The organism is Leptolyngbya sp. AS-A5, assembly GCF_039962495.1.
In the GTDB taxonomy this organism is placed as follows: Bacteria; Cyanobacteriota; Cyanobacteriia; order Leptolyngbyales; family Leptolyngbyaceae; genus Leptolyngbya.
Genome location: NZ_JAMPLL010000012.1, coordinates 18,738 through 40,937 on the forward strand (window position 1 = coordinate 18,738; position 22,200 = coordinate 40,937).

15 protein-coding genes and 2 pseudogenes are annotated in these 22,200 nt (G+C 47.5%); 10 read left to right on the forward strand and 7 right to left on the reverse strand.

Annotated elements, in window-relative coordinates; translation table 11 throughout:
• Positions 1 to 70: 70 nt before the first annotated feature.
• Both ndhD1 and NC980_RS14920 read right to left on the reverse strand, forming a co-directional pair.
• Positions 71 to 1,642: a photosynthetic/respiratory NAD(P)H-quinone oxidoreductase subunit D1 gene (gene ndhD1 / locus NC980_RS14915; RefSeq protein ID WP_190379510.1), complete on the reverse strand. Its 1,572-nt coding sequence runs from the start codon at positions 1,640 to 1,642 to the stop codon at positions 71 to 73.
• A gap of 152 nt (positions 1,643 to 1,794) precedes the next feature.
• Positions 1,795 to 3,873 (reverse strand): NAD(P)H-quinone oxidoreductase subunit 5, encoded by a 2,079-nt coding sequence (locus tag NC980_RS14920; RefSeq protein WP_190379404.1) that lies wholly within the window; start codon positions 3,871 to 3,873, stop codon positions 1,795 to 1,797.
• 346 nt (positions 3,874 to 4,219) lie between these two features.
• On the opposite strand from NC980_RS14920, the pseudogene NC980_RS14925 reads away from it, so the two are divergent.
• The 6 genes and pseudogenes from NC980_RS14925 to NC980_RS14950 form a co-directional block, all read left to right on the forward strand.
• Positions 4,220 to 4,315 (forward strand): annotated as a pseudogene (locus NC980_RS14925) (N-6 DNA methylase); the annotation flags it as partial.
• A complete protein-coding gene (locus NC980_RS14930; RefSeq protein WP_190379405.1) occupies positions 4,312 to 4,635 on the forward strand; it encodes a hypothetical protein in 324 nt (107 codons plus the stop codon). The pseudogene NC980_RS14925 and the gene NC980_RS14930, both read left to right, overlap by 4 nt.
• Positions 4,620 to 4,853, forward strand: a complete 234-nt coding sequence (locus NC980_RS14935; protein WP_190379406.1) for a DUF2283 domain-containing protein — start codon at positions 4,620 to 4,622, stop codon at positions 4,851 to 4,853. The genes NC980_RS14930 and NC980_RS14935 overlap by 16 nt, the downstream gene beginning before the upstream one ends.
• A gap of 436 nt (positions 4,854 to 5,289) precedes the next feature.
• Entirely contained in the window at positions 5,290 to 6,495 is a 1,206-nt protein-coding gene (locus tag NC980_RS14940; RefSeq protein WP_347273263.1) for a restriction endonuclease subunit S, read from the forward strand.
• Positions 6,496 to 6,762: 267 nt separating this feature from the next.
• Complete coding sequence (locus NC980_RS14945) at positions 6,763 to 7,248, forward strand: cupin domain-containing protein (protein ID WP_190379408.1); 486 nt, start codon at positions 6,763 to 6,765, stop codon at positions 7,246 to 7,248.
• 528 nt (positions 7,249 to 7,776) lie between these two features.
• A pseudogene (locus NC980_RS14950) lies at positions 7,777 to 11,175 on the forward strand (DEAD/DEAH box helicase family protein).
• A gap of 90 nt (positions 11,176 to 11,265) precedes the next feature.
• Here NC980_RS14950 and NC980_RS14955 read toward each other — a convergent pair.
• Both NC980_RS14955 and NC980_RS14960 read right to left on the reverse strand, forming a co-directional pair.
• Positions 11,266 to 11,925 carry a PD-(D/E)XK nuclease family protein gene (locus NC980_RS14955; RefSeq protein WP_190379409.1) on the reverse strand — a complete coding sequence of 220 codons (660 nt, stop codon included), beginning with the start codon at positions 11,923 to 11,925 and terminating at the stop codon, positions 11,266 to 11,268.
• A 136-nt stretch (positions 11,926 to 12,061) separates the two neighbouring features.
• Positions 12,062 to 12,394 carry a hypothetical protein gene (locus NC980_RS14960; RefSeq protein WP_199298768.1) on the reverse strand — a complete coding sequence of 111 codons (333 nt, stop codon included), beginning with the start codon at positions 12,392 to 12,394 and terminating at the stop codon, positions 12,062 to 12,064.
• Positions 12,395 to 12,564: 170 nt separating this feature from the next.
• Between NC980_RS14960 and cas12k (NC980_RS14965) the strand changes: the two genes are divergently transcribed.
• A complete protein-coding gene (gene cas12k / locus NC980_RS14965; protein ID WP_347273218.1) occupies positions 12,565 to 13,134 on the forward strand; it encodes a type V CRISPR-associated protein Cas12k in 570 nt (189 codons plus the stop codon).
• A complete protein-coding gene (gene cas12k, locus NC980_RS14970) occupies positions 13,086 to 14,477 on the forward strand; it encodes a type V CRISPR-associated protein Cas12k (protein WP_347273265.1) in 1,392 nt (463 codons plus the stop codon). The genes cas12k (NC980_RS14965) and cas12k (NC980_RS14970) overlap by 49 nt, the downstream gene beginning before the upstream one ends.
• A 1,232-nt stretch (positions 14,478 to 15,709) precedes the next feature.
• Here cas12k (NC980_RS14970) and NC980_RS14975 read toward each other — a convergent pair.
• Together NC980_RS14975 and NC980_RS14980 are read right to left on the reverse strand one after the other, a co-directional pair.
• Entirely contained in the window at positions 15,710 to 16,507 is a 798-nt protein-coding gene (locus NC980_RS14975; RefSeq protein WP_190379410.1) for a glutathione S-transferase family protein, read from the reverse strand.
• Between the two features lie 89 nt (positions 16,508 to 16,596).
• Positions 16,597 to 17,352 carry an amino acid ABC transporter ATP-binding protein gene (locus NC980_RS14980; protein WP_190379411.1) on the reverse strand — a complete coding sequence of 252 codons (756 nt, stop codon included), beginning with the start codon at positions 17,350 to 17,352 and terminating at the stop codon, positions 16,597 to 16,599.
• A gap of 104 nt (positions 17,353 to 17,456) precedes the next feature.
• Here NC980_RS14980 and NC980_RS14985 point away from each other — a divergent pair, with 104 nt between their 5' ends.
• Both NC980_RS14985 and NC980_RS14990 read left to right on the forward strand, forming a co-directional pair.
• Positions 17,457 to 18,971, forward strand: a complete 1,515-nt coding sequence (locus tag NC980_RS14985; protein ID WP_348253936.1) for an ABC transporter permease subunit — start codon at positions 17,457 to 17,459, stop codon at positions 18,969 to 18,971.
• 55 nt (positions 18,972 to 19,026) lie between these two features.
• The gene (locus NC980_RS14990) at positions 19,027 to 20,832 is read left to right on the forward strand and encodes a proline--tRNA ligase (RefSeq protein ID WP_190379413.1); all 1,806 of its coding nucleotides are present in this window, start codon (positions 19,027 to 19,029) and stop codon (positions 20,830 to 20,832) included.
• Between the two features lie 355 nt (positions 20,833 to 21,187).
• Here NC980_RS14990 and NC980_RS14995 read toward each other — a convergent pair whose 3' ends face one another.
• Positions 21,188 to 21,808 carry a superoxide dismutase gene (locus tag NC980_RS14995; protein ID WP_190379414.1) on the reverse strand — a complete coding sequence of 207 codons (621 nt, stop codon included), beginning with the start codon at positions 21,806 to 21,808 and terminating at the stop codon, positions 21,188 to 21,190.
• Between the last annotated feature and the right edge of the window lie 392 nt (positions 21,809 to 22,200).

The following is a 22,200-nucleotide window of genomic DNA, read 5'->3' on the forward strand; positions in this document are numbered from 1 at the left end:
TACCAAAATTGTGAGTACAAAAAATCCGACTTCTTGAAAGAGGTCGGATTTTTGAGTGAATCAAGATGAGTTATCGAAGCGCAGGAGCAGTCGTGGCTTGAGCCGCGATCGTATCTGCCTTACGATTTGCCAACGTCGGCACCTCATCACGTAAACGCGCCGTCAATTGCAGCGTTTTCGAGTCATAGATTTGCGTCAGCATCTTTGGATAGAACCCGATGCCAATGATCGGAACCAGCAACGAAGCAATAATGAAGACTTCGCGGGGTTCTGCATCAATCAGAACTTCGTGCGAGGTCAGTTCCTTGTTCTCTGGCCCGTAGAAGATCTCACGCAGCATCGAGAGCAGATAGATCGGAGTCAGAATTACACCAATTGCTGCCAAACCGACCACAATCACCCGGAAGGGCAAGCTATAAGCGTCACTGGTCGCAAATCCGACGAAGACCATCAGTTCTGCCACAAATCCGCTCATTCCAGGGAGTGCCAACGATGCCAACGAGCAAGCAGTAAACATCGAGAAGATTTTCGGCATCTGCTTACCGACACCGCCCATTTCATCGAGCATTAGGGTGTGAGTCCGATCGTAAGTCGCACCCACCAAGAAGAACAGACTCGCTCCGATCAAACCATGCGACACCATTTGCAGCACCGCACCACTCAAACCAAGATCGGTAAACGATGCGATCCCGATCAGCACAAAGCCCATGTGCGAAATCGAAGAGTAAGCGATCTTGCGTTTGAGGTTGCGCTGAGCGAATGAGGTCAACGCTGCGTAAATGATGTTGACGACACCGAGGATGACCAGCGCCGGGGCAACGATCGCATGAGCCGCAGGCAGCATTTCCGCGTTCATGCGAATCAGCGCATATCCGCCCATCTTCAAGAGAATTCCAGCCAGCAACATATGCACCGGAGCTGTTGCTTCACCGTGAGCATCGGGCAACCAGGTATGTAACGGAATAATCGGCAGCTTCACGGCATACGCGATCAAGAACGCCGCATAAATCCACAACTGAAACGTCAGCGGGAACTGCCTGTGCGCCAAGGTTTGCATATCAAAGGTGGGGCTATCCCCATAGAATGCCATTGCCAAAGCAGCAACTAAGATAAACAGCGAACCGCCTGCCGTGTAGAGAATGAACTTCGTCGCGGCATACAGCCGTTTTTTTCCGCCCCAAATCGAAAGCAGAAAGTAGATTGGAACGAGTTCAAGTTCCCATGATAGGAAGAATAACAGCATATCCTGGACGGCAAAGACGGCGATCTGCCCGCCATACATCACCAGCATCAGGAAGTAGAACAGACGAGGCTTGAAGGTAACGGGCCAAGCCGCCAGAATTGCCAGCGTTGTAATAAACCCAGTCAGAATAATCAACGGCATCGACAGACCATCGGCTCCGACTGACCAATTCAGGTCGATTTGAGGAACCCAGGCATAACGCTCCACCAACTGCATTTCTGGGTTGGAGAAATCGTACTGGGTGTAGAAGGTGTAAACGATTAGCAGAAAATCAATCAGACCGACAACGAGGGAGTACCAGCGGACGGTTTTTCCGTCTTTGTCGGGCAGGAAGGGGATTGCAAGGGAAGCCACGATCGGAAACAAAATGATCGTAGTCAACCAGGGAAAGTTCTCAATCATTACTGTTAAGTTTTGTTTATACTGCGGTGAAGATAACACGCGGGGAGTAATAGGACGATCCTAGACGGTTCTTATTGAAAATAAGAAATCGTAACAGAGTCTTCAGATGAAAGGGTGAGGTCGCCCCCACCCTGAGAAGGATGATTGAATCAGGTCACACCGGAGAAGACCACCAATCCTAGAACCGCCACGAAAATGATCAGCGCGTAGAATTGAGCGCGACCGTTTTCAAAGTATTTCAGTCCTTCGCCTGTCAGCAACGTGACTAAACCTGCAAGGTTCACCACACCGTCGACGACTTTGGAATCGACTTCCAGGACTTGACGCGCCAGACGACGGCTCCCTTGAACAAAGACTTCGTTGTAAATTTCATCGAAGTACCATTTGTTTTTCGAGAGGCGATAGAAAGCAGGGATTTTTTCGGCGATCGCACTTGGATCGATCTTGCCTCGGAGGTACATCAACGAGGCTAACGTAATTCCAATCAGCGCGATCCCGACTGAGTTCCCACCCATAATCAGGAACTCCGTCAGGCTTTCTTCGCCTGCTTCCGCCGCCACTTGAACCGCTTCACTCGGAGCGTGGATAAAGTGTTCAAAGTAGTTGGCAAACGGCGTTCCGACTAAGCCAATCAGCACCGACGGAACCGCGAGAATCATCAACGGTAACGTCATCGTGATCGGCGATTCGTGCGGTTCGTGGCTGTGATGTTCGTCGTTGCCAGGATCAACTTCTTCGCCTGGAGCTTCCATCGTCAGTTCACGCGGATCCATTGCCCCTGGCCCAAATGCTAATCCTGCCATTTGAAGCTGTTCGTTTTTGAGCGTTTGCTTCATAGCGGCATTTGTGCCCCGGAACTCGCCTTCAAACGTGCTGAAGTACATCCGGAACATATAAAAAGCAGTGATCCCGGCAGTTCCCCAAGCGATCGCCCACATGATCGGATTTACGGCAAACGTCGAGCCAAGGATTTCATCTTTCGACCAGAAGCCAGCAAACGGCGGAATTCCACAAATCGCCAATGTTCCAATCAAGAAGGTAGTCGCGGTGACGGGCATATATTTCCGCAAACCGCCCATCATTCTCATGTCTTGGGCATACACCGGATCATGTCCGACAACCGCTTCCATGCCATGAATCACCGATCCCGATCCCAAAAACAGCATCGCCTTAAAGTAAGCATGGGTCATCAGGTGAAATAGTCCCGCGCTATAGGCTCCAACGCCCATTGCCATCACCATGTAGCCCAACTGCGACATTGTGGAATACGCCAAGCCCTTCTTGATGTCGTTCTGGGTAATCGCGATCGACGCGCCCAAAAATGCCGTAAAACAACCCGTCCAAGCGATCGTATTCATTACCGCTGGAATGCCCTCGAACACCGGGAACATCCGCGCAATCAGGAATACTCCTGCTGCCACCATCGTTGCTGCGTGAATCAGGGCTGAAATCGGAGTCGGGCCTTCCATCGCATCCGGTAACCAGACGTGCAGCGGAAACTGCGCCGACTTCGCCACAGGACCCAGGAAGATCAAAATCGCAAACAATGCGGCAACGAAACCGCTCAGCGATCCGGTTGCGACCATGTCCTGGAGTCGTGCCCCAGCTTCATTAAACTCGAAGCTGCGGGTAGACCAGTACAGACCCAAAATCCCAAGCAGCAAGCCAAAGTCACCAACTCGGTTGGTGACAAACGCTTTCTGACAAGCATCTGCCGCCGCCTTGCGGTAAAACCAGAAGCCGATCAGCAGATATGAACACATCCCCACCAATTCCCAGAAGATGTAGACCTGTACCAGATTCGGACTGATAACCAAGCCCAACATCGAGGAACTGAATAGGCTCAAATAAGCATAAAAACGTACATAGCCTAGATCGTGCGCCATGTAGCCATCGGTATAGATCATCACCAGAAAGGCTACAGTGGTCACGATCACGAGCATCAGCGAGGACAGGGGATCGATGACGTATCCCATCGACAGATGGAAGTCTCCGGCTGCTGCCCACTCGATCGATTGTGTATAAGGTTCGTGTCCTTGATACTGGCTCCAGAATAGAGCAAGCGCATAGGTCATCGCCGCGCCAATCAAGGACACGATGAAAATAGAGTTCGCTTTTCTGAGCTTGTTGACATCCTTGTTAAAGGTGATCAGCCCTAAACCCACAAGCATCGCCCCTGCCAATGGCAGAACGGGAATGAGCCAGGCGTACTGATATATCGGTTCCATCACTCGCGCCTAAAGTTAAGAGTTCTTTACATTACCAGAGTAGTCAATTTCGGCATCTCTGAGTCATTCTGGATTCAAAGTCGTTGACTTTAAATGACGTTATGAGTCTCTATGATCCAGGATTTCCAATTTGTTTATAGACAACATCTGCATTAAGTGGGGAAAAAGAGGCAGGTTCTCTTAACAATTTGGCACAAAATCGAGCGAATCAGTCTAGAGAGCGAATTGTAAGCCAGCGATGAAGCGATCGCGAGCATTCAGTTAATCGAACAATTAATCGAAGTGACTAATTCAAAATCTGGTTGCAAAAGTGGTGATCGGATATGGTTTAAATGCAGCGACGACAGTGCAGTATGAGCCGCCGAAGGTGATTTTGCAGAAACTACGATCGCTTGAAGCTGAGATCAAAAATGATTTAGACGAATTGGAGCGGCTTCTTTGAGAAATTTTAACTGTCCATTCGTCAATGCAGAGGTTGAATTGACGGATGAGCGAGAACAGCACATCATTGAAACCCACCCGGGGACGTTGCCGGATTACTTGGAGCAATTGGCTGAAACATTGGCGGAGCCAGATCAAATTCGTCGGAGCGATCTCGATCTCGATGCAATGCTGTTCTCGAAATGGTTTGATACGACTCGGACAGGACGGTATTTGGTCGTGGTTGTGGTGAGGCAAACAGAGACAGAGCGATATTGGATTGTGACAACCTACACGGCACGAAAAATTACAGGGGGAACGGTGATATGGACAAAAGCCTAAAGTTTCGCTACGACAAAGTGGGCGATATTCTCTACATTGATATTTGTCCGCCCTATGCAGAACAAGAATCTGAGGAGGTCGGAGATGAGGTGATTGCTCGTCTTAATCCAACCTCCGGAGAAATCGAAAATTTGGAGATTCTTTTTTTCTCGAAGCGGTTAGAAGATTCAACATTGCTAAATTTGCCGATCGCGGCTGATTTTAGACTGGCGGGTTGAACGGCGACTGAGCGATCGCAGCTTGAGCAATGAGGCGCGATCGTCAGCAAAAAACACTCAAGCGCGAGTCATAAACACTCAAGCGCGAGTCGTAAACACTCAACGGTGAGTAAAAATATCTCAAGCACGAGTAAAAAATACTCAAGCATGAGCAAAAAATACTCAAGCATGAGTGAAAATAACTCGTGCACGAGCAAAAAATACTCATGCACGAGTCGTAAACACTCGACGATGAGTAAAAAATACTCGCGCATGAGCGATCAATACTCAGCCGTGAGTAAAAAAATGTCGTGGGGGAGCGATCGTATTTGAGCGATGAAGGGCGATTCCTCGAAGATGAGATTCGTGTTGACTTAGATGAGTTGGAAAAATTGCTGAAATGAGTATTCCATCAGGATTACACCGAAGAGTTCCGAAGCATTGAGAGACTGTCGCTATTAAAGATGTAACCTCTGATTGGCGAGGAGGTGCACCTTTTGAACCTGAAGATTTTACAGACCAGGGTTTTCCTGTTCTACATAAGGGTGCAATTCAGAAAAACGGGCAAGTTGTAATTGATCCTAAGAAGAAGACTTTTACAACTGAAAGTTTTGTTCAAAGTCATCAAAAATCAGTCATCGATCAGTCCTACACTGCGGTAACGCTGAGAGATCTTGTGCCTTCTGGTCCATCTATTGGTTTGGTTGCAGATTTAGCGCAATCACCGGGTCAGCAATATATCTTGGCTCAAGGTGCATATGGATTTCGTATTGATAAAAAGCGCTTGCATCCTGCTTATTTAGTTTGGCTTTCAAACTATGAGCCATTCCGGCTTTATATGAAACGCCATGCCGTTGGTAGTACACAGATTCATATTCGGACACCTGCATTTCAAGATCTTGAAATTCCCCTTCCTCCGATCGACGAACAACGCCGCATCGCTGCCATCCTCGATCGCACTGATGCAGTTCGACGGAAACGACAAGAAGCGATCGCACTGACTGAGAAATTACTGCGATCGGCTTTCTTGGAAATGTTTGGCGATCCTTTAATTAATTCAAAAGGTTGGACACTAAATAAATTAGGGAATTTAACATCCAAGATTGGTAGCGGCTCTACTCCAAGGGGCGGTGAAGCAAGCTACAAACTATCAGGTATTCCCTTGATCAGAAGCATGAATGTATATAACTATTCTTTTGCTTACACTGGACTAGCATACATTGATGAAAAACAAGCTAAGGCACTCGGTCACGTCACAGTAACTCAAAACGATGTTTTGCTAAATATCACAGGCGCTTCGGTTGCACGTTGCACAATTGTTCCTCCTTCATTGACACCTGCAAGAGTGAATCAGCACGTTGCAATTCTTAGAACTAAAGCCGACCTAATCAATTCAGTGTATTTAGTAAGCCTCATTAATTCAACCACGTTTAAAGAAAAGCTCTTAAGCCTTGCACGTAGTAAAGGAGCAACAAGAGAAGCATTAACAAAAGACGAATTGCAAAACCTAACTATTCCAGTTCCACCATTAGAAATACAAGAAAAGTTTGCTGATATTGAAGAAAAAATTGTATCTACTTTAGATCAATATTCACGAACGGTGCAGCAATCGGATAATTTCTTCAACTCCCTTATACAGAGAGCCTTTCGGGGAGAGCTTTAAGCTGAGAATATGAGCGATCGCGGCGGAATGTCAAAACAGGGACAGACAAGCCGGGAAATCATCGCAATGTCGCCTAAAGAAAAGGGTTACCTTTGCCTTTGCAACAGTCTGAGATCTGCTTGAGCGATTCAATCAGTTTGAGAGCTTGAGTCATAGAAAAATCATCATCTCTTCCTGGACTCATCCTGATGAAGTTTTTTGCTCAATTCATCTTGATTGACCCATCTTAAGCTTGCATAAGAGTAGTTGCTTGAATGGAGACTTCCCATGACCCTGCATCACTCAGAAATCTTAAGGCACCCCGGTCAAGGTTTATCCTACTGGTTACTCGGTGACTTATATACCTTCAAAGCCATCGGTGAAGAAACCGGCGAAGCCTATACCCTCTGTGAGGTGATTGTTCAACCTCAAAGCGGCTCACCTCCTCACCGCCACAGTCGAGAAGACGAAGCATTTTATGTTCAATCCGGGGAGTTTGAGTTTCATCTCGATGAGCAGACGATCATCGCCTCTGCTGGCACGTTCCTTCATTCTCCCAAAGGTCAACAGCATCAGTTCACAAACATCAGCTCAACCCCTGCAACACTATTAGTCTGGGTGACCCCAGCCGGATTTGAGAAATTTGTGGCGGAAGTAGGAACTGCGATCTCAGGGTCGGTCACACCTGCACCAGCAGTTAGCGAGGCAGACTTAGACAAAATCCAAGCTGCGGCTCCTAAGTATGGCATTGAGATCCTGCCGCCACCAGGTTGAGCAACATTTGCTTCTAGCAGAATTCGAGCCTAAGTGATGACATAGGCAGCAGCTTTCTCCGTGCGGCTGAACTGTTCGAGTGTGTTGCGTTCTTCAGCTCAGAGCTTGGTAAACAACCGCAAACAGCTTCGCATCACTTAAGCATCCCCTGACTGCTGCTCAGAATCATCTGAGGAAGTCTCAATTGCCTGCCGTGTCTCTGCTTTCAACAGCGGCATGAGCTGGATTTGTACGTCTACTGGCTGGTTATTCTAAAGCATTTTGACAAAGTTTTCTTTGCCCTGTTGACCCGTGTTGTTTAAAACGCTGGCAAGCTTCTCAACATCAATATTCTCAGACACACTAAATCTCCAATGAGTTAACGAGACCCCTCTTGAGGATGGAGTTCCCACAACTGTCTATCTCATAAATTATTTATGACTGCCACACAAGTACATAATTTTTGAGTAAATCATCGCCCAATACCCAGAAAGACTTGAAAACCGGGGGAACAATGGAGTAAGAATTTCTCTAAATTTAAAGAGACTAATGGCATCCAACTTCGATTTCCTCGGCGATCGCTACCCCGACCTCTTCAAACACGCCACCCAAGCCGAGAGCCTTGTCTATTCCGCCCCTCGTGCCAGTTGCTTCTATGCCCGCTTCACCCTAGAGCAAGCTGTGCATTGGCTCTACAAAAACGATCCCTACCTCCAGCTTCCCTAGGACAACAAGCTAGGAGCGTTAATCCACGAGCAAACCTTCAAAGACAACCTCAACCCTCCCAGCCTGTTTCAAAAAGTCCGAGCCATCCACGAGCTAGGAAATATCGCCGTTCATCAATCCGCCCCAATCACCGAAAAGAAATCCCTCTACCTCATCGAGGAACTCTTTCACTTCCTGTACTGGCTTTGCCGCTACTATGCCCCCGATGGTCGATCGCTCTCCGATCTCCACTTCGATCGCCAACTCATCCCCCACCCCAGCGCACCAAGCCAGCAAGAACTATCCCAGAAACGCCTGCAAGAGTTAGAAGCGCAACTCTCCCAAGAACAGGAGATGCGGAAAATTGCAGAAGACCGCAAGCGACAAACCGAGGAAGAACTCGCCGCCGCCAAAGCTGAAGTCTCTGCCCGTAAAGCGATCGTCGAAGCCGTTGTAGATCCCCACGACTTCAACGAGGCTCAAACCCGCTCAAACCTGATTGATGTCGAACTCCTGAAAGCAGGATGGAATATCAATCAACCGCAGTGGACAGAATACGAAGTCCAAGGAATGCGGACCCCAACGGGAAAGGGCTATGTGGACTACGTACTTTGGGGCGATGATGGCAAGCCCCTTGCCTTAGTCGAAGCCAAACGCACCACCAAAGACGCGAGAGACGGCAAACCCCAAGCCGAACTCTACGCCAATTGCCTCGAAGTCCAATTCGGTCAACGCCCGATCATCTTCTACTCCAACGGCTACCAGCATTGCATCTGGGATGACCGACGCTACCCACCCCGCGACATCCACAGCTTTCTCAAAAAAGACGAACTCGAACGCCTCATCTTCCGCCGCACCAACCGCAAACGGCTCCATCTGGTGCAAATCAATCCCGCAATCGTCGAACGCAGCTACCAAACCGAAGCCATTCGCCGCATCACCGAAGCCTTTGACCAGAAGAACAGCCGCAAAGCCCTGCTAGTGATGGCGACCGGAACTGGAAAAACGCGAACTGCGATCGCCCTAGTTGACCTACTGATTCGCGCCAATTGGGTCAAGCGCGTTCTCTTTCTCGCCGATCGCAATACCCTCCTGACTCAAGCCCTCCGCGCCTTCAAAACCCATCTCCCCACCGTCACCCCGATCGACCTCACCAAAGATAAAAATATCGAAGGCAGCAACGTCATTCTCTCGACCTATCCGACGATGCTCAACTTTATCAACGGGTCAAGCGATCGCGTCATTGGTTCCGGCTACTTTGACCTGGTGATTGTCGATGAAGCGCATCGATCGATTTACAAAAAATACAGCGCTCTCTTTGACTACTTCGATGCCCTACTGGTTGGTTTAACTGCCACCCCCCGTGCCGAAGTTCACCGCGACACCTACCGCATCTTTGAACTCGAAAAAGGCAACCCAACCTTTGCCTACGAACTCGAAGATGCAACCAAAGACGGCTACCTCGTGCCCGCCAAAGGCTTAGATGTTCCCTTCAAATTTCTCCGCAGGGGCATCCGATATGCTGACCTTTCACCTGAAGAAAAAGAGGAATACGAAGAACGATTTCGATATGCTGAAACCGGAGCCATCCCCGATCAAGTCAATGCCGCTGCCCTCAACAAGTGGCTGTTCAACATCAACACAGTCGATCAGGTGTTAGAACTGCTGATGCGGCGAGGTCTGAAAGTGGAGGGCGGCGATCGTCTCGGCAAAACCATCATTTTCGCTCGTTCGCAAAAACATGCTCAGTTTATCGTTGATCGATTTGATGCCAACTACCCCCACTACAAGGGCAAATTCGCTCAAGTCATTCATAGCGATATCTCCTATGCCGAGAACTTGATCGATGATTTCTCGATCGCGGTCAAACAACCGACGATCGCAGTGTCCGTCGATATGCTCGACACTGGCGTGGATGTGCCCGAAGTGGTCAACCTGGTCTTCTTCAAACCCGTCTACTCGCGGGTCAAATTCAACCAGATGATTGGGCGCGGCACCCGTCTATGCTCGAACCTGTTTGGCGTAGACGAACACAAGACCGAGTTCCTCGTGTTCGACCTCTGCGGCAATTTCGACTTCTTCGAGCAAACGATTCCTGAAACAAACCAAAAGCCACCGGAAACTCTCACCACTCGCCTCGTCAACACTCGCTTGGAACTGGCTCAACTCCTGAACCAGCAAAAAAACTCTGATCCTGAACAAATAGAACTCCGATCCTGTCTCCTAAACGACCTCCACCAGCATGTGGCGACTATGGAGCGGGAAAACTTTCTGGTGCGTCGTCACCTTCAACAGGTCGAAGAATTCTCGAATCGCGAACGGTGGGAGCAATTGAGTGAAGCAGATGCCGAGACGATTTCTCAGTCTCTATCCAGTCTCCCGAACGGTCTCCCCACCGAAGACCGTCTAGCCAAGGAATTTGATTTGCTCTGTTTCAGGCTACAACTCTCAATCCTCAAACGCACTAACGGCTTCGTTCGGCTCCGAGATCAGGTACGAGATCTGTTGAGCCAGCTTGAAGCCAAACGAGAAATTCCAATGGTCAAGGATCAACTTTCCTTGATTGAAGAAGTTCAAGCAGAAGACTGGTGGACAGACGTAACCCCCTGGATCATTGACTACGTGCGACTTCACCTGCGCGATCTCATTAAATTCATTGATCGCCGAGAGCAGCGCATCGTCTACACCAACTTTGAAGATCAGATGGGAGAAGTGCAGGAAGTGAACGTGCCCAATCAGCAAACTGGCTTCAGCCCCTATCAGTACCGCAAGAAGGTAGAAGCCTATATCCGAGCAAACGAGAATCATGTCGCGATCGCGAAACTCAAGCGCAACGCACCGCTCACCGAATCCGATCTAGAATCCCTGGAAATCATGCTTTTTAGTTCAGCGGAAGTTGGAAGCCGGGAGCAATTTGAGAAAGTCTTTGGCGAAAATCTGAGCCTGAAGCTGTTTATTCGCCAACTGGTTGGCCTCGATCGCAATGCTGCAAAGCAGGCGTTCGTCCAATATTTGGAGGGCAGCACCTTCAGCGCTAATCAAATCCGCTTCATCGAAACCATCATCGACTACCTGACTCAAAACGGGGTGATGGACCCCGGACAGCTCTATGAGCCTCCTTTTACCGAAGCTCACCCCGATGGTTTAGACGGGATGTTTCGGGATGCTACCGCTGATCAGATTGTGGTGATCGTGCGATCGTTCAATGAAACCGTTGAGGCAGAGTTTAGGACAGCATCTTGAGGAATCTCAGACTAAATACTGAATCAGCTAGTAGGGGCAAAAGTTCAAACCTTTTAGAGAACAGCCCTTAGCGAGACTAACTTCTAGCTGTTAGAAAAGGTCATGGTTTTCTAACAGCTGATCTGGTCGCTTCTCTACTCGCTCTGGGCAGTACTGGAATGGAATATCGCAAAAACGGCATTCGTGTAAACTGGGTACCTTCCGCGCTGGGGTAGTGCTGCTCAGAATCGCGATCGCTGCTCGGAACTGTGCCTTAAAATCCTCATTAACCTGAATGGCGTGAATTTCAATGATCTCAGTCGGATAAATGAGGCGACCTGCTAAACTTAGCCTTCGATATCTGGGATGACTGACCGGAAGCAGCAGCAGATAAATTAGCACCTGATAAAAGTCTGAATGCTTTCGCCGTCCGGTTTTGCAGTCCTCGACAAATCCTTGATCATCCACGGTTGCGACAATATCAGGCTTCCCCGATACCTTAACTAGAAAGCTTCTCCCTGCAATCTCAAACCAATTCTCCCCCTCCAAAAACACTGCATATCCTTCTGCCTCCAAGTCAGCGACACGGCTCCGCAACAAAGCCTGATGATTAGCATTCCATTGAGCCGAGTCAAAACCTGAAATGAGCTTCTCGTAGTTGTAGCGAGTGCGAAACCAAATTGCCCAATGGCACTGAATCTCATCCGCCATCAATCGAGCTAGCCATGTTACCCAAACAGATGGAAACGGCTTCGGTACTCCAATCATCATTCAACTCCTAATTTGCTCATGACTTAATGACCGTGATCTGCGTGGACAGTTGCCCTTTCGATCTACGGTGGAATTCAGCAAAATAGTACGCTTGAATTATTAGAAGCGACAAGAAAATCTTGCCATTCGGCAATTCCTATGATCGCGGTTTCCGTCGAGTTCCTTTGTGATACATCTGTCGTAACGTCTGTAAATATTCCGGCTCGGACTCGATCGTCGTCCAAATATGATGTGCTAACGCTAATCGCTGCTTGTGCTTATGGCTTGGAATTCTACGATGCTCTCCTTGAGAAAACCAATGATTAACGGTAGTCAACGAACAGTCGCAGATAAACGCTAACTCCTCGCGCGACACCTCCCAGTGTTTAAGAAACTCGTCGAGTTCCATCTGCTCATCGTCCAACGGTTGAAGATATGCCTTTAACGCATTCCAGTGTCGATGAGTAGGTAGGCGAGGAGCAAGAGGCATAGCCAGATTAATTGTCGTGATGGCAAAATTCTAAGCTACTATATCTTCGCAAGAATTTAGAACTAATGTATTATTCTCAAATCAATATTTAAACTTGGTCAACGCTGCGATCTCTGAATCTATGCTCATCATGCTGGTCTTATGCCTTACCAAAATTAGGAACTTATCTTATGAGTGTCATTACAATCCAATGCAAGCTGGTGGCAACTGAAGAAACCCGTCGTGCTTTATGGCACTTAATGGCAGAAAAGCACACTCCTCTGATCAACGAGTTGCTCAAGCATATTGCTCAGGATTCTCAGTTTGAGGAATGGAGCCTTACAGGAAGACTTTCTCGTTTAGTTGTCAGCGAAGCGTGCAATCAACTAAAGCAAGATCCTCAATTTGCAGGACAACCAGGAAGGTTTTATTCATCAGCAATCTCAACTGTGCATCGGATATTCACATCTTGGTTAGCCCTTCAAACACGACTCAGAAATCAGATTGCTGGTCAGACCCGATGGTTAGTGATGCTTCAAAGCGATGATGAGTTAACGATCGCTAGTCAGACTGATATCAATACACTCCGATCGAAAGCCAGCGAACTCCTCGCACAACTGAATGAATCAGTTTTGGAGAGCGACCAACCTGAAGTTAAGAAGAAAACCGAAGTAAGAAAAATAAACAAACATCGAATCAAGCAGGAGCAAATATTTCTCGCACTCTTTTCAAGCTTTATGACGAGACAGAAAATAGCCTGACTCGATGTGCTATCGCTTACCTACTCAAAAACGGTTGCAAACTGCCTGAACAAAATGAAGACCCCGAAAAATTCGCCAATCGTCGTCGTAAAACAGAGGTTCGCCTTGAACGATTGATGAATACGTTCCAAAACACGAGAATTCCAAGAGGACGGTACTTATCCTGGCATACCTGGATAGAAGCGTTAGAGAGGGCAACAAGTCATGTTCCTGAAAACGAAGAGCAAGCAGCTGATTGGCAAGCGAGTCTCCTCACTAAGCCCGCGATCTTGCCTTTTCCTATCAATTATGAAACTAACGAAGATCTTCACTGGTCACTAAACTACAAGGGCAGGCTGTGTGTCAGATTTAACGGTTTGAGCGAGCATTCCTTTGAGGTCTACTGCGATCAAAGGGATCTCCATTGGTTTAATCGGTTTTTAGAAGATCAAGAAACTAAAAAAGCCAGCAAAAATCAGCATTCAAGCAGTTTATTCTCCTTACGTTCTGGACGGATTGCTTGGCAAGAAGGGACAGGTGATGCAGAACATTGGGTAATTCATCGATTAGTTTTATCATGTTCCGTAGATACTGATACTTGGACTCAAGAAGGAACAGAGAAAATCCGTCAAAAAAAGGCGGGCGAATGTGCAAAAGTGATTGCTAGTACAAAAGCTAAAGAAAATCGAAGCCAGAACCAAGATGCTTTTATCAGAGGGCGAGAAAGAATGCTGGAGTTGCTGGAGAATCAATTTCCACGTCCGAGCCATCCTCCCTACAAAGGTCAGCCTTCAATTGTTGCTGGAGTAAGCTATGGACTTGATAAACCTGCCACTTTAGCCATTGTTGATATCCAGACGGGTAAAGCTATCACCTATAGGAGCATCCGTCAAATTCTAGGCAAGAATTACAAACTCCTCAATCGATATCGCCTAACACAGCAACGTAACGCTCACAAGCGTCACAACAACCAAAGAAAAGGAGGTTCTAACCACCTCAGAGAATCTAACCAAGGACAATATCTAGATCGATTGATCGCTCATGAAATTGTAGCAATCGCTCAAGAATATCAGGTAAGTAGCCTCGCACTTCCTGACCTTGGTGAGATTCGAGAGATTGTTCAAAGCGAGGTTCAAGCAAGAGCAGAGCAAAGAATTCCGGGTTCTATAGAACAACAGCGACAGTATGCTCGCCAGTACCGAGCAAGTGTTCATCGTTGGAGATACGCTCAATTAACCCAATTTATTCAAAGCCAAGCAGCTCAAGTTGGCATTTCGATTGAGATTACGAAACAACCTCTTTCAGGCACTCCTCAAGAGAAAGCAAGAGATCTAGCGATCGCAGCATACCAATCTCGAAAATAAAAATTACTTGCAATTAGTTCAAGTGTATTTTATAAATAGAGTGCGCCGTGGTTCATGCTAGCAATAGTCTCTGTGCCATCGACAATTAGGAGCTAGTTTGACTATCGGAAGATGGTCTTGCTTTCTGGCTCAGGTTAACTGTCTACCTCGAAGTTGGGTGCGCTCCCAGCAAAAGGGTGCGGGTCTACCGCAATGCTGGTTAGCCCATCTCACCTCCGAGCAAGGAGGAATCCACCCCTAACTTTTAACTTGTTGGCGAACCGAAGCGGGGTTAAAACCCCTGAGAAGTTTGACAATTCATGCAAATCAATCCCTTCAGCAGCTTTCCACAGCCTTAGGCTGCAGAAAGTATCCGCTTTAAAGGGGTTTGCCAAAACTATGTTTGAAGAGCATACTATGGCTGCACTTTGAATGGCATCGTTTCATCCAGATTTGCGGCAAGGGGATGATTGAAAGACTTGATAATACATGGTTTTGAAAAATGACGCATCGTTTCATCCAGATTTGCGGCAAGGGGATGATTGAAAAAAAACCTCTTCTGAAGCAGTCAAATGTGTTGCGACGCCTTGGTTTCATCCAGGTTTGCGGCAAGGGGATGATTGAAGAGTAACTTAATCTTTTGGCGACTTTATAGACACAATTGATAGTAGGTGGATTGAAAGGACTGCCTGACCCTGGGATTTAATTTAGAAACAGTTGCCTCTCGTCGTAATGAGCAGAGCTGCGTTCGTCTGAACTTGGGTAGAGGCGGTACTGTAACTGTAAAATGCTGAAGTAGATAAGAATTTGAATCAACATTCAATCGCTTGAAATTCTAATGACAAGAATTTGTTAACAAAGGATTTTTTATTTTCGACGACAAGAGTCTGTTACAAGGACATCAATTTGTTAACGATGACAAATAAAGTGTTATTCGACAATAGGGCTTGTCGAAGAAATGGAAAAAATTGCCTGACTCTTAAAAGCCCCCAGAGTCAGGCAGTCTACCTGTAAGGACGCTTTTAGCCGGATAGACTAAACAAGCTTAGTTGCCCCCTAGTTGCTTAGCGTCTCCGATCGCGTTCCTCAGATTTAAGCCCATTGTCGATCATCCGAAGAGGGAATCCCCTCACAGAAAGTACCGAATTTTAGTCTAAATTAACAGTAGACTGCGAAGATGAACCCGTGTTTTCTCCCTGCACAGTCAGGCAAAATCGATCTAGGCAACCTAAGAAGCCTGACGAGCAATCGCTCTACTCGATATTAATTGAGGTTGGAGCTGAGCCACCTGGGGATGTATAGCTACTGACAGAAACTTTGCGGAAATCAGTGTAGAGCTTGTCGCGCCAGTTGAAGAATGGATCGAAAATGCTAACGTCGGCAATGCCCGCAACACCTTTACCCTTAAGCGATGCTGGAATATCTAGATAGCCCCCGATCGGGAATTTGGCGTACATTGATAATCCGGCAACTGCAAAGTCTGCCAAAGTTGGACTGTCTCCGACTAAATAAGGTTGCTCCATTAGGATGAGGGAAAGGGCGGTGAAGCTGCGTTTTAGTGCGTCTGTTGCTTCTTTCACGGCATCAGGCCCCATGCCAACACCCGATCCGAGTACACCGAGAAATTCACCTGGAATTGCGCCGACTAAGTTCTTCAATAAATCTGGTGTTGAAGCGGGTAGAACAGCGGTGCGGAAGCTTTGATTTTGTGAAAGTGAACCGATCAAACCTTTACGCGCATTGATCGCCAGGGATTCGTCTGCCCATTGTTCTATCAGTAAGACTTGTCCTTTTTGCTTCGGATCGGCTGGGATAATTGGCTTTTCGGGATATTTTCGATCGAGATATTCCGCGATCGCTGTGGAATCTGGGATAATCTCGCTGCCGTCTTTGAGTACGGGAACTTTGCGCTGTCCTGACAGTTGAAAGAGTTCAATTTGTCCGATTCCCGGGGTTACTTCTATTTTGCGATAAGGCAAGCCTTTATAGTCAAGAATCAATCGCACCTTTTCTGCAAAATGCGACATTTCAAATTGATATAGCTCTAGCATAATGATTTCCTCAGAAAATTGCGCGACCACTCCCTAACATAAAACTAAACTCTCAGAAGATCATCTAATTCGTGTAGGGATATCCGTCTTCATGCGATTTGAGCCTGGCGCATTCGGCTTAAGAAAGCGGTTAAACGATCGCTTTGCGGATTAGTCAGGACTTCTCGCGCTGATCCTTCTTCCATCACGCGACCTTGGTCGAGGAACATCACTCGACTTGCCACCTCTCGCGCAAACTGAATTTCATGCGTGACCACGACCATCGTCATTCCGCGTTCTGCAAGTCGGTGCATAACGGATAGAACTTCGCCGACTAATTCGGGGTCAAGGGCGCTGGTCGGTTCATCAAACAGCATGGCTTGAGGTTCCATACAAAGGCTACGGGCGATCGCAACGCGCTGCCGTTGTCCACCGGAAAGCTGTTCGGGGTAAACATCGATTTTGTCGCTGAGTCCGACTTCTTGGAGATAATATCGCGCCCGATCGATGCTGTCTCGACGCGATAGTTTCAGGACTTGCTGTGGCGCTAGAGTGAGATTTTCTAAAACGCTGAGGTGTGGAAAGAGGTTGAATTGCTGAAATACCATGCCGATGCGCGATCGAACTTGTTTTAATTCATGGTTTGAGAGGTCCGATCGCGAGATTTCTAGCTCATTGATCACAATTCGTCCCCGATCAATGACTTCTAATCGATTTAAACAGCGTAGTAAGGTGCTTTTTCCGCAGCCCGACGACCCGATAATGGATAGCACTTCGCCCGCAGCAACATAGCCACTAATACCTTTTAGCACTTGCAGCGCACCGAAGCTCTTTTCAACCTGGTCGAACTGAATCGCGTGTGTCATAAGACGTAGAGTATCCGCGTTTTGCGATCGATACATATCTCTTTAGACAGAGTTAGATCGATTCAAACTGATTGATTAATAAAAGATCATTCAAAGTAATGTTTATGCTGAGAGCGCGATCGATTTGGCTGGCTTTGATTTGTACATTGCTTGTGGTTTTGCATCCAGTTCGCACACTGAGTCAATCGACGTTAACGGTTGCCGTTGAGCCTGTTTACGCGCCGTTTGAATTTCGCAGCCAGTCGGGAGAACTACAGGGATTTGATATTGATATCATTCGGGCGGTGGGGAAAGCTGCCGGATTTGGGGTGAACTTTCAAAGCATCTCGTTTGATGGCATTATTCCAGCTTTGCAAGCGGGAACTGTCGATGCAGCAGTCGGAGCGATCACGATTACGCCTGCACGATCTCAGGTTGTTTCTTTTTCTCGTCCTTATTTCAAGGCAGGTTTAGGGATTGCCACTCGCACCAATACGCCGAATATTAATACGCTTGAAGACCTGCAAGGTAAATCGATCGCGGTTCAAATCGGAACGACAGGTGCTCTCGCCGCCCAGAAGGTTCCGAATGCTCAGATTCGGACATTTAATGAAGCTGTGTCAGCACTGCAAGAACTGAGCAATGGGAATGTGGTTGCAGTGGTTCACGATGCCCCAATTTTGCAATATGCACTTAAAACTGGGAGCTTAAAGAATCTGCGAGTTAGCAATCAGCTTTTAACTTCTGAGTATTACGGTATTCCAACTCCAAAAGATTCGCCGAACTTAGCCCGGATCAATCAAGGGCTGGGAACGATTCTAAACAATGGAACCTATGCTGAGATTTATCGAAAATGGTTTAACGCTGAACCGCCAGCGTTGCCTGAGACGATTGCGACCGGGGAACAACAAGCGCGATCGAACTGGCTCACCGTGATGCAAAATGCGCTGCCAGCCTTACTCACGGGAGCGATTGTCACGATTCAATTGGCTGCGATTTCAGTGGTGATCGGCTTAGTGGCAGGATCGCTGATTGGAATTGTTCGATTGTCTAAAGTTAGTGTGCTGCGATGGTTAGCAAGGGCTTACATTGATTTTTTCCGGGGAACACCGCTGATTGTTCAGATTTTCATGATTTATTTTGGTATTCCTGCGGTGGTCAAAGATCTCGGACTGGAATTTACGTTCGATCGCTTTGTTGCTGCGGTGGTCGCTTTGAGTCTGAACAGTGCGGCTTACATTGCTGAGATTGTGCGGGCGGGAATTGCGTCGATCGACGTTGGACAAACCGAAGCGGCGGAATCGCTCGGTTTAGATGCGACCCAAACTTTGCGACATATTATCTTTCCGCAAGCGTTTCGTCGGATGCTGCCGCCGTTGGGGAATGAGTTCATTACTTTGCTGAAAGATACCAGTTTGGTCGCAGTCATCGGATTTGAAGAACTATTCCGACGCGGGCAATTGATTGTGGCTGAGAACTATCGACCGTTTGAACTGTATGCGATCGTTGCGCTGATCTATCTTGCATTAACGCTACTTTCGTCTCAGGGCTTTAGCTATTTAGAACGGCGCATGAATCCGACTCAGCAACGGCGGACGGTGAAAAAACGCGATCAAGCGCTCGATCGTGCTTCAGTCTAATTCGCCAATGCCCTTTAGAATAGAGTGTGGTTTTTTGAAACGAAGGGCACGATTGATGCGGCTATCTCAGATGCTACTGGTCACTTTGCGGGAAGATCCAGCAGAGGCAGAAATTCCCAGCCATAAGCTTTTGGTGCGAGCGGGTTATGTTCGGCGGATTGGTAGCGGGATTTATGCGTATATGCCGCTAATGTGGCGGGTGCTGCAAAAAATTTCTCACATTGTGCGCGAGGAAATGAATGCAGCAGGCGCACAAGAAACCTTATTGCCGCAGTTGCAGCCTTCGGAATTGTGGAAAGAGTCGGGGCGCTGGGATACTTATACGAAAGCGGAAGGAATTATGTTTGCGCTGGTCGATCGTCAGGAACGCGAACTGGGTTTAGGCCCCACGCATGAGGAAGTAATTACGACGATCGCTCGCGATATGATTCGCTCTTATCGTCAACTGCCGCAAAATCTTTATCAGATTCAAACGAAATTCCGTGATGAAATTCGTCCTCGATTTGGCTTGATGCGGGGGCGGGAATTCATCATGAAAGATGCGTATTCGTTTGATGCTGATGAAGAAGGGCTGAAGAAAACCTATCAAAAAATGCACGATGCCTACTGCAATATTCTTCGCAGAACAGGCTTAGAATTTCGTGCGGTCGATGCAGACTCAGGCGCGATCGGTGGCTCTGGTTCGCAAGAATTTATGGTGTTAGCAGAAGCAGGAGAAGACGAAGTTCTCTACACCGATGATGGCAAATACGCGGCAAACGTAGAGAAAGCGATCGCCCTTCCCCCCGATGCGGAAGCTTCACCGTTTACAAACTACAAGAAATTAGAAACACCGGGAACGGCAACGATCGAGAAGCTTTGCCAATTCTTGAAGTGTTCTCCGACTAATGTGGTTAAAAATGTTCTCTATCAAGCTGTATTCGATAGTGGCATGACGGCATTAGTATTAGTTCACATCCGAGGTGATCAAGATGTGAATGATGTGAAATTGCAGAATGAACTGACAAAGATCGCCGATCGTTTCGGTGGAAAAACGATCATTTCGCTCACGGTTCCTGATGCGGAAACTCAGCAAAAGTGGGCAGCAAAATCGCTACCGCTTGGCTATATTTCTCCTGGGATTTCTGATAGCTATATTCAACCGAGCAAAGATATTTCACCGAAGTTTGTTCGATTCATTGATCAAACTGCCGTCGATTTAGAGAACTTTGTTACAGGGTCAGATGAATCTGACTATCACGTAGTCGGTGCCAACTGGGGCAAAGAATTTCAGAAACCAGATCGGGTCGTGGATGTGCGAAAAGCGAAAGTCGGCGATCGTGCCGCTCACGATCCAACCCAAACGTTAAAAACTGCACGCGGCATCGAAATCGGGCACATCTTCCAACTTGGAACCAAGTATTCCAAAGCGATGAATGCAACCTATACGAATGAACAAGGCGAAGAGATGCCCTTAGTCATGGGCTGTTATGGCATTGGCGTTTCGCGGTTGGCTCAGGCTGCGATCGAGCAGTCTTACGACAAGGATGGAATTGTTTTACCCGTTGCGATCGCGCCTTATCATGCGATCGTGGTGATTCCGAATGTGAACGACGCGGATCAAGTCAGCGCAGCAGAAAAGCTCTATACCGAGTTGAATCAAGCAGGCGTTGAAACCTTGCTCGACGATCGCAATGAAAGAGCAGGAGTCAAATTCAAAGATGCGGAATTAATTGGAATTCCTTACCGGATTGTGACAGGTAAATCTTTGAAAGATGGCAAAGTTGAACTGGTGGCACGATCGACCAAAGCAGTACAAGAGGTTGCGATCGGTGATGTGGTTTCGACCTTAAAGGAGGCAATCGCAAACGCAATGCGCTAGAAGGCAACCTTAGGCGATGTGCAACTTTCAGATCAGCATAGGAAAACTCCATTCTTAAGTTTTCGATCGAAACCAAACGACAAAAGCAGGTGAGACGTTATTCTATCGAGAAGTTCATCATCGCAGTCTATTGTTGCATGGACGATGGATTTGTCGCACGTCAGCGATCTCGCCTGACAAAAAATGGGTCACTGTACAATAATAAAAACCGACAGCTTCCTGAGAAACCTGTCGGTCAGTCGTGTGTTCCCTGTTGATGACTCGGCTAAAGTTGAGTCTTCTACAGTATGTCTGCGGTCAATCATACCTTGAGTGATTAGGATCATACAAGGCAGTAATCATAATCACAGGCAGCTTATCGACCGCTAAAGGCTGCATCAAATCGGCGATTGATCTCTTCCCAGTTCAATACATTCCACCAAGCATTGAGGTATTCGGGACGACGGTTCTGATATTTCAGATAGTAAGCGTGTTCCCAGACATCATTACCCATAATCGGGGCATGTCCCTCAGTCAGCGGGCTATCTTGGTTCGGTGTGGAAATGATTTTGAGATCGCCTTGAGCCGATCGAACTAACCAAACCCAACCGCTACCAAATCTCTTCACGCCCGCATCATTAAACTGCTGCTTGAAGGCATCAAAGCTACCAAACGTATTATTAATTTCTTGGGCGATCGCACCTGTCGGCTCACCTCGACCATTCGACCCCATAATTTCCCAGAACATCGTGTGATTGACGTGCCCCCCGGCATTGTTGCGAACCGCAGTCCGCATATCTTCAGGAACTTGATTTAGATCAGTCACGAGTTCTTCAACCGACTTGCTTTGCAGATCGCTGTATTTCTCGATCGCAGCGTTCAAGTTATTCACGTAAGCAGCATGGTGCTTGTCGTGGTGAATCTGCATCGTAGTGGCATCGATGTAAGGCTCTAGAGCGTCGTAAGCATAAGGGAGCGGTTGCAATTCAAAAGCCATGTGAAAGTTCTCCAGAATGAGTTGTGAGGAAACTTGTCTAGCTGGTGTGTCGTCTCAGCTTCAATATTCAAATCATAGTCATTCTGAGTTTAGGTTGCATTAGAGAATCCGTATAACTTGAGTGGGTTAACCGTACAAAACAGCGCTTGAATCCTCGGTTTTCTTTTATTACGAAGATTAATATTAGCGTCAATTCGACGGATTTTCCCGCTGCATTTAGGCTCGGTCGTGCCCCCTAAATTCCCCAGAATGGGTAATTTAGACGGTCGGGAGAACTCATGAGACTGGGAAATTTTGCTTCTCCAAGCCCCCCACTTTGGGGGATTTAGGGGGCAACGCGCAGATCTAAACGTAGTCAAGAATTTGCATCGATCTCACGTTAATATTATTGA

What these genes read in the sequence shown, in the direction of transcription:
- NC980_RS14920 (WP_190379404.1), bottom strand. Translation starts at nt 3,873, where the DNA reads ATGGAACCGATATATCAGTACGCCTGGCTCATTCCCGTTCTGCCATTG.
- NC980_RS14935 (WP_190379406.1), top strand. Translation starts at nt 4,620, where the DNA reads ATGGACAAAAGCCTAAAGTTTCGCTACGACAAAGTGGGCGATATTCTC.
- NC980_RS14945 (WP_190379408.1), top strand. Translation starts at nt 6,763, where the DNA reads ATGACCCTGCATCACTCAGAAATCTTAAGGCACCCCGGTCAAGGTTTA.
- NC980_RS14955 (WP_190379409.1), bottom strand. Translation starts at nt 11,925, where the DNA reads ATGATGATTGGAGTACCGAAGCCGTTTCCATCTGTTTGGGTAACATGG.
- NC980_RS14960 (WP_199298768.1), bottom strand. Translation starts at nt 12,394, where the DNA reads ATGCCTCTTGCTCCTCGCCTACCTACTCATCGACACTGGAATGCGTTA.
- cas12k (WP_347273218.1), top strand. Translation starts at nt 12,565, where the DNA reads ATGAGTGTCATTACAATCCAATGCAAGCTGGTGGCAACTGAAGAAACC.
- NC980_RS14975 (WP_190379410.1), bottom strand. Translation starts at nt 16,507, where the DNA reads ATGCTAGAGCTATATCAATTTGAAATGTCGCATTTTGCAGAAAAGGTG.
- NC980_RS14980 (WP_190379411.1), bottom strand. Translation starts at nt 17,352, where the DNA reads ATGACACACGCGATTCAGTTCGACCAGGTTGAAAAGAGCTTCGGTGCG.
- NC980_RS14985 (WP_348253936.1), top strand. Translation starts at nt 17,457, where the DNA reads ATGCTGAGAGCGCGATCGATTTGGCTGGCTTTGATTTGTACATTGCTT.
- NC980_RS14990 (WP_190379413.1), top strand. Translation starts at nt 19,027, where the DNA reads ATGCGGCTATCTCAGATGCTACTGGTCACTTTGCGGGAAGATCCAGCA.
- NC980_RS14995 (WP_190379414.1), bottom strand. Translation starts at nt 21,808, where the DNA reads ATGGCTTTTGAATTGCAACCGCTCCCTTATGCTTACGACGCTCTAGAG.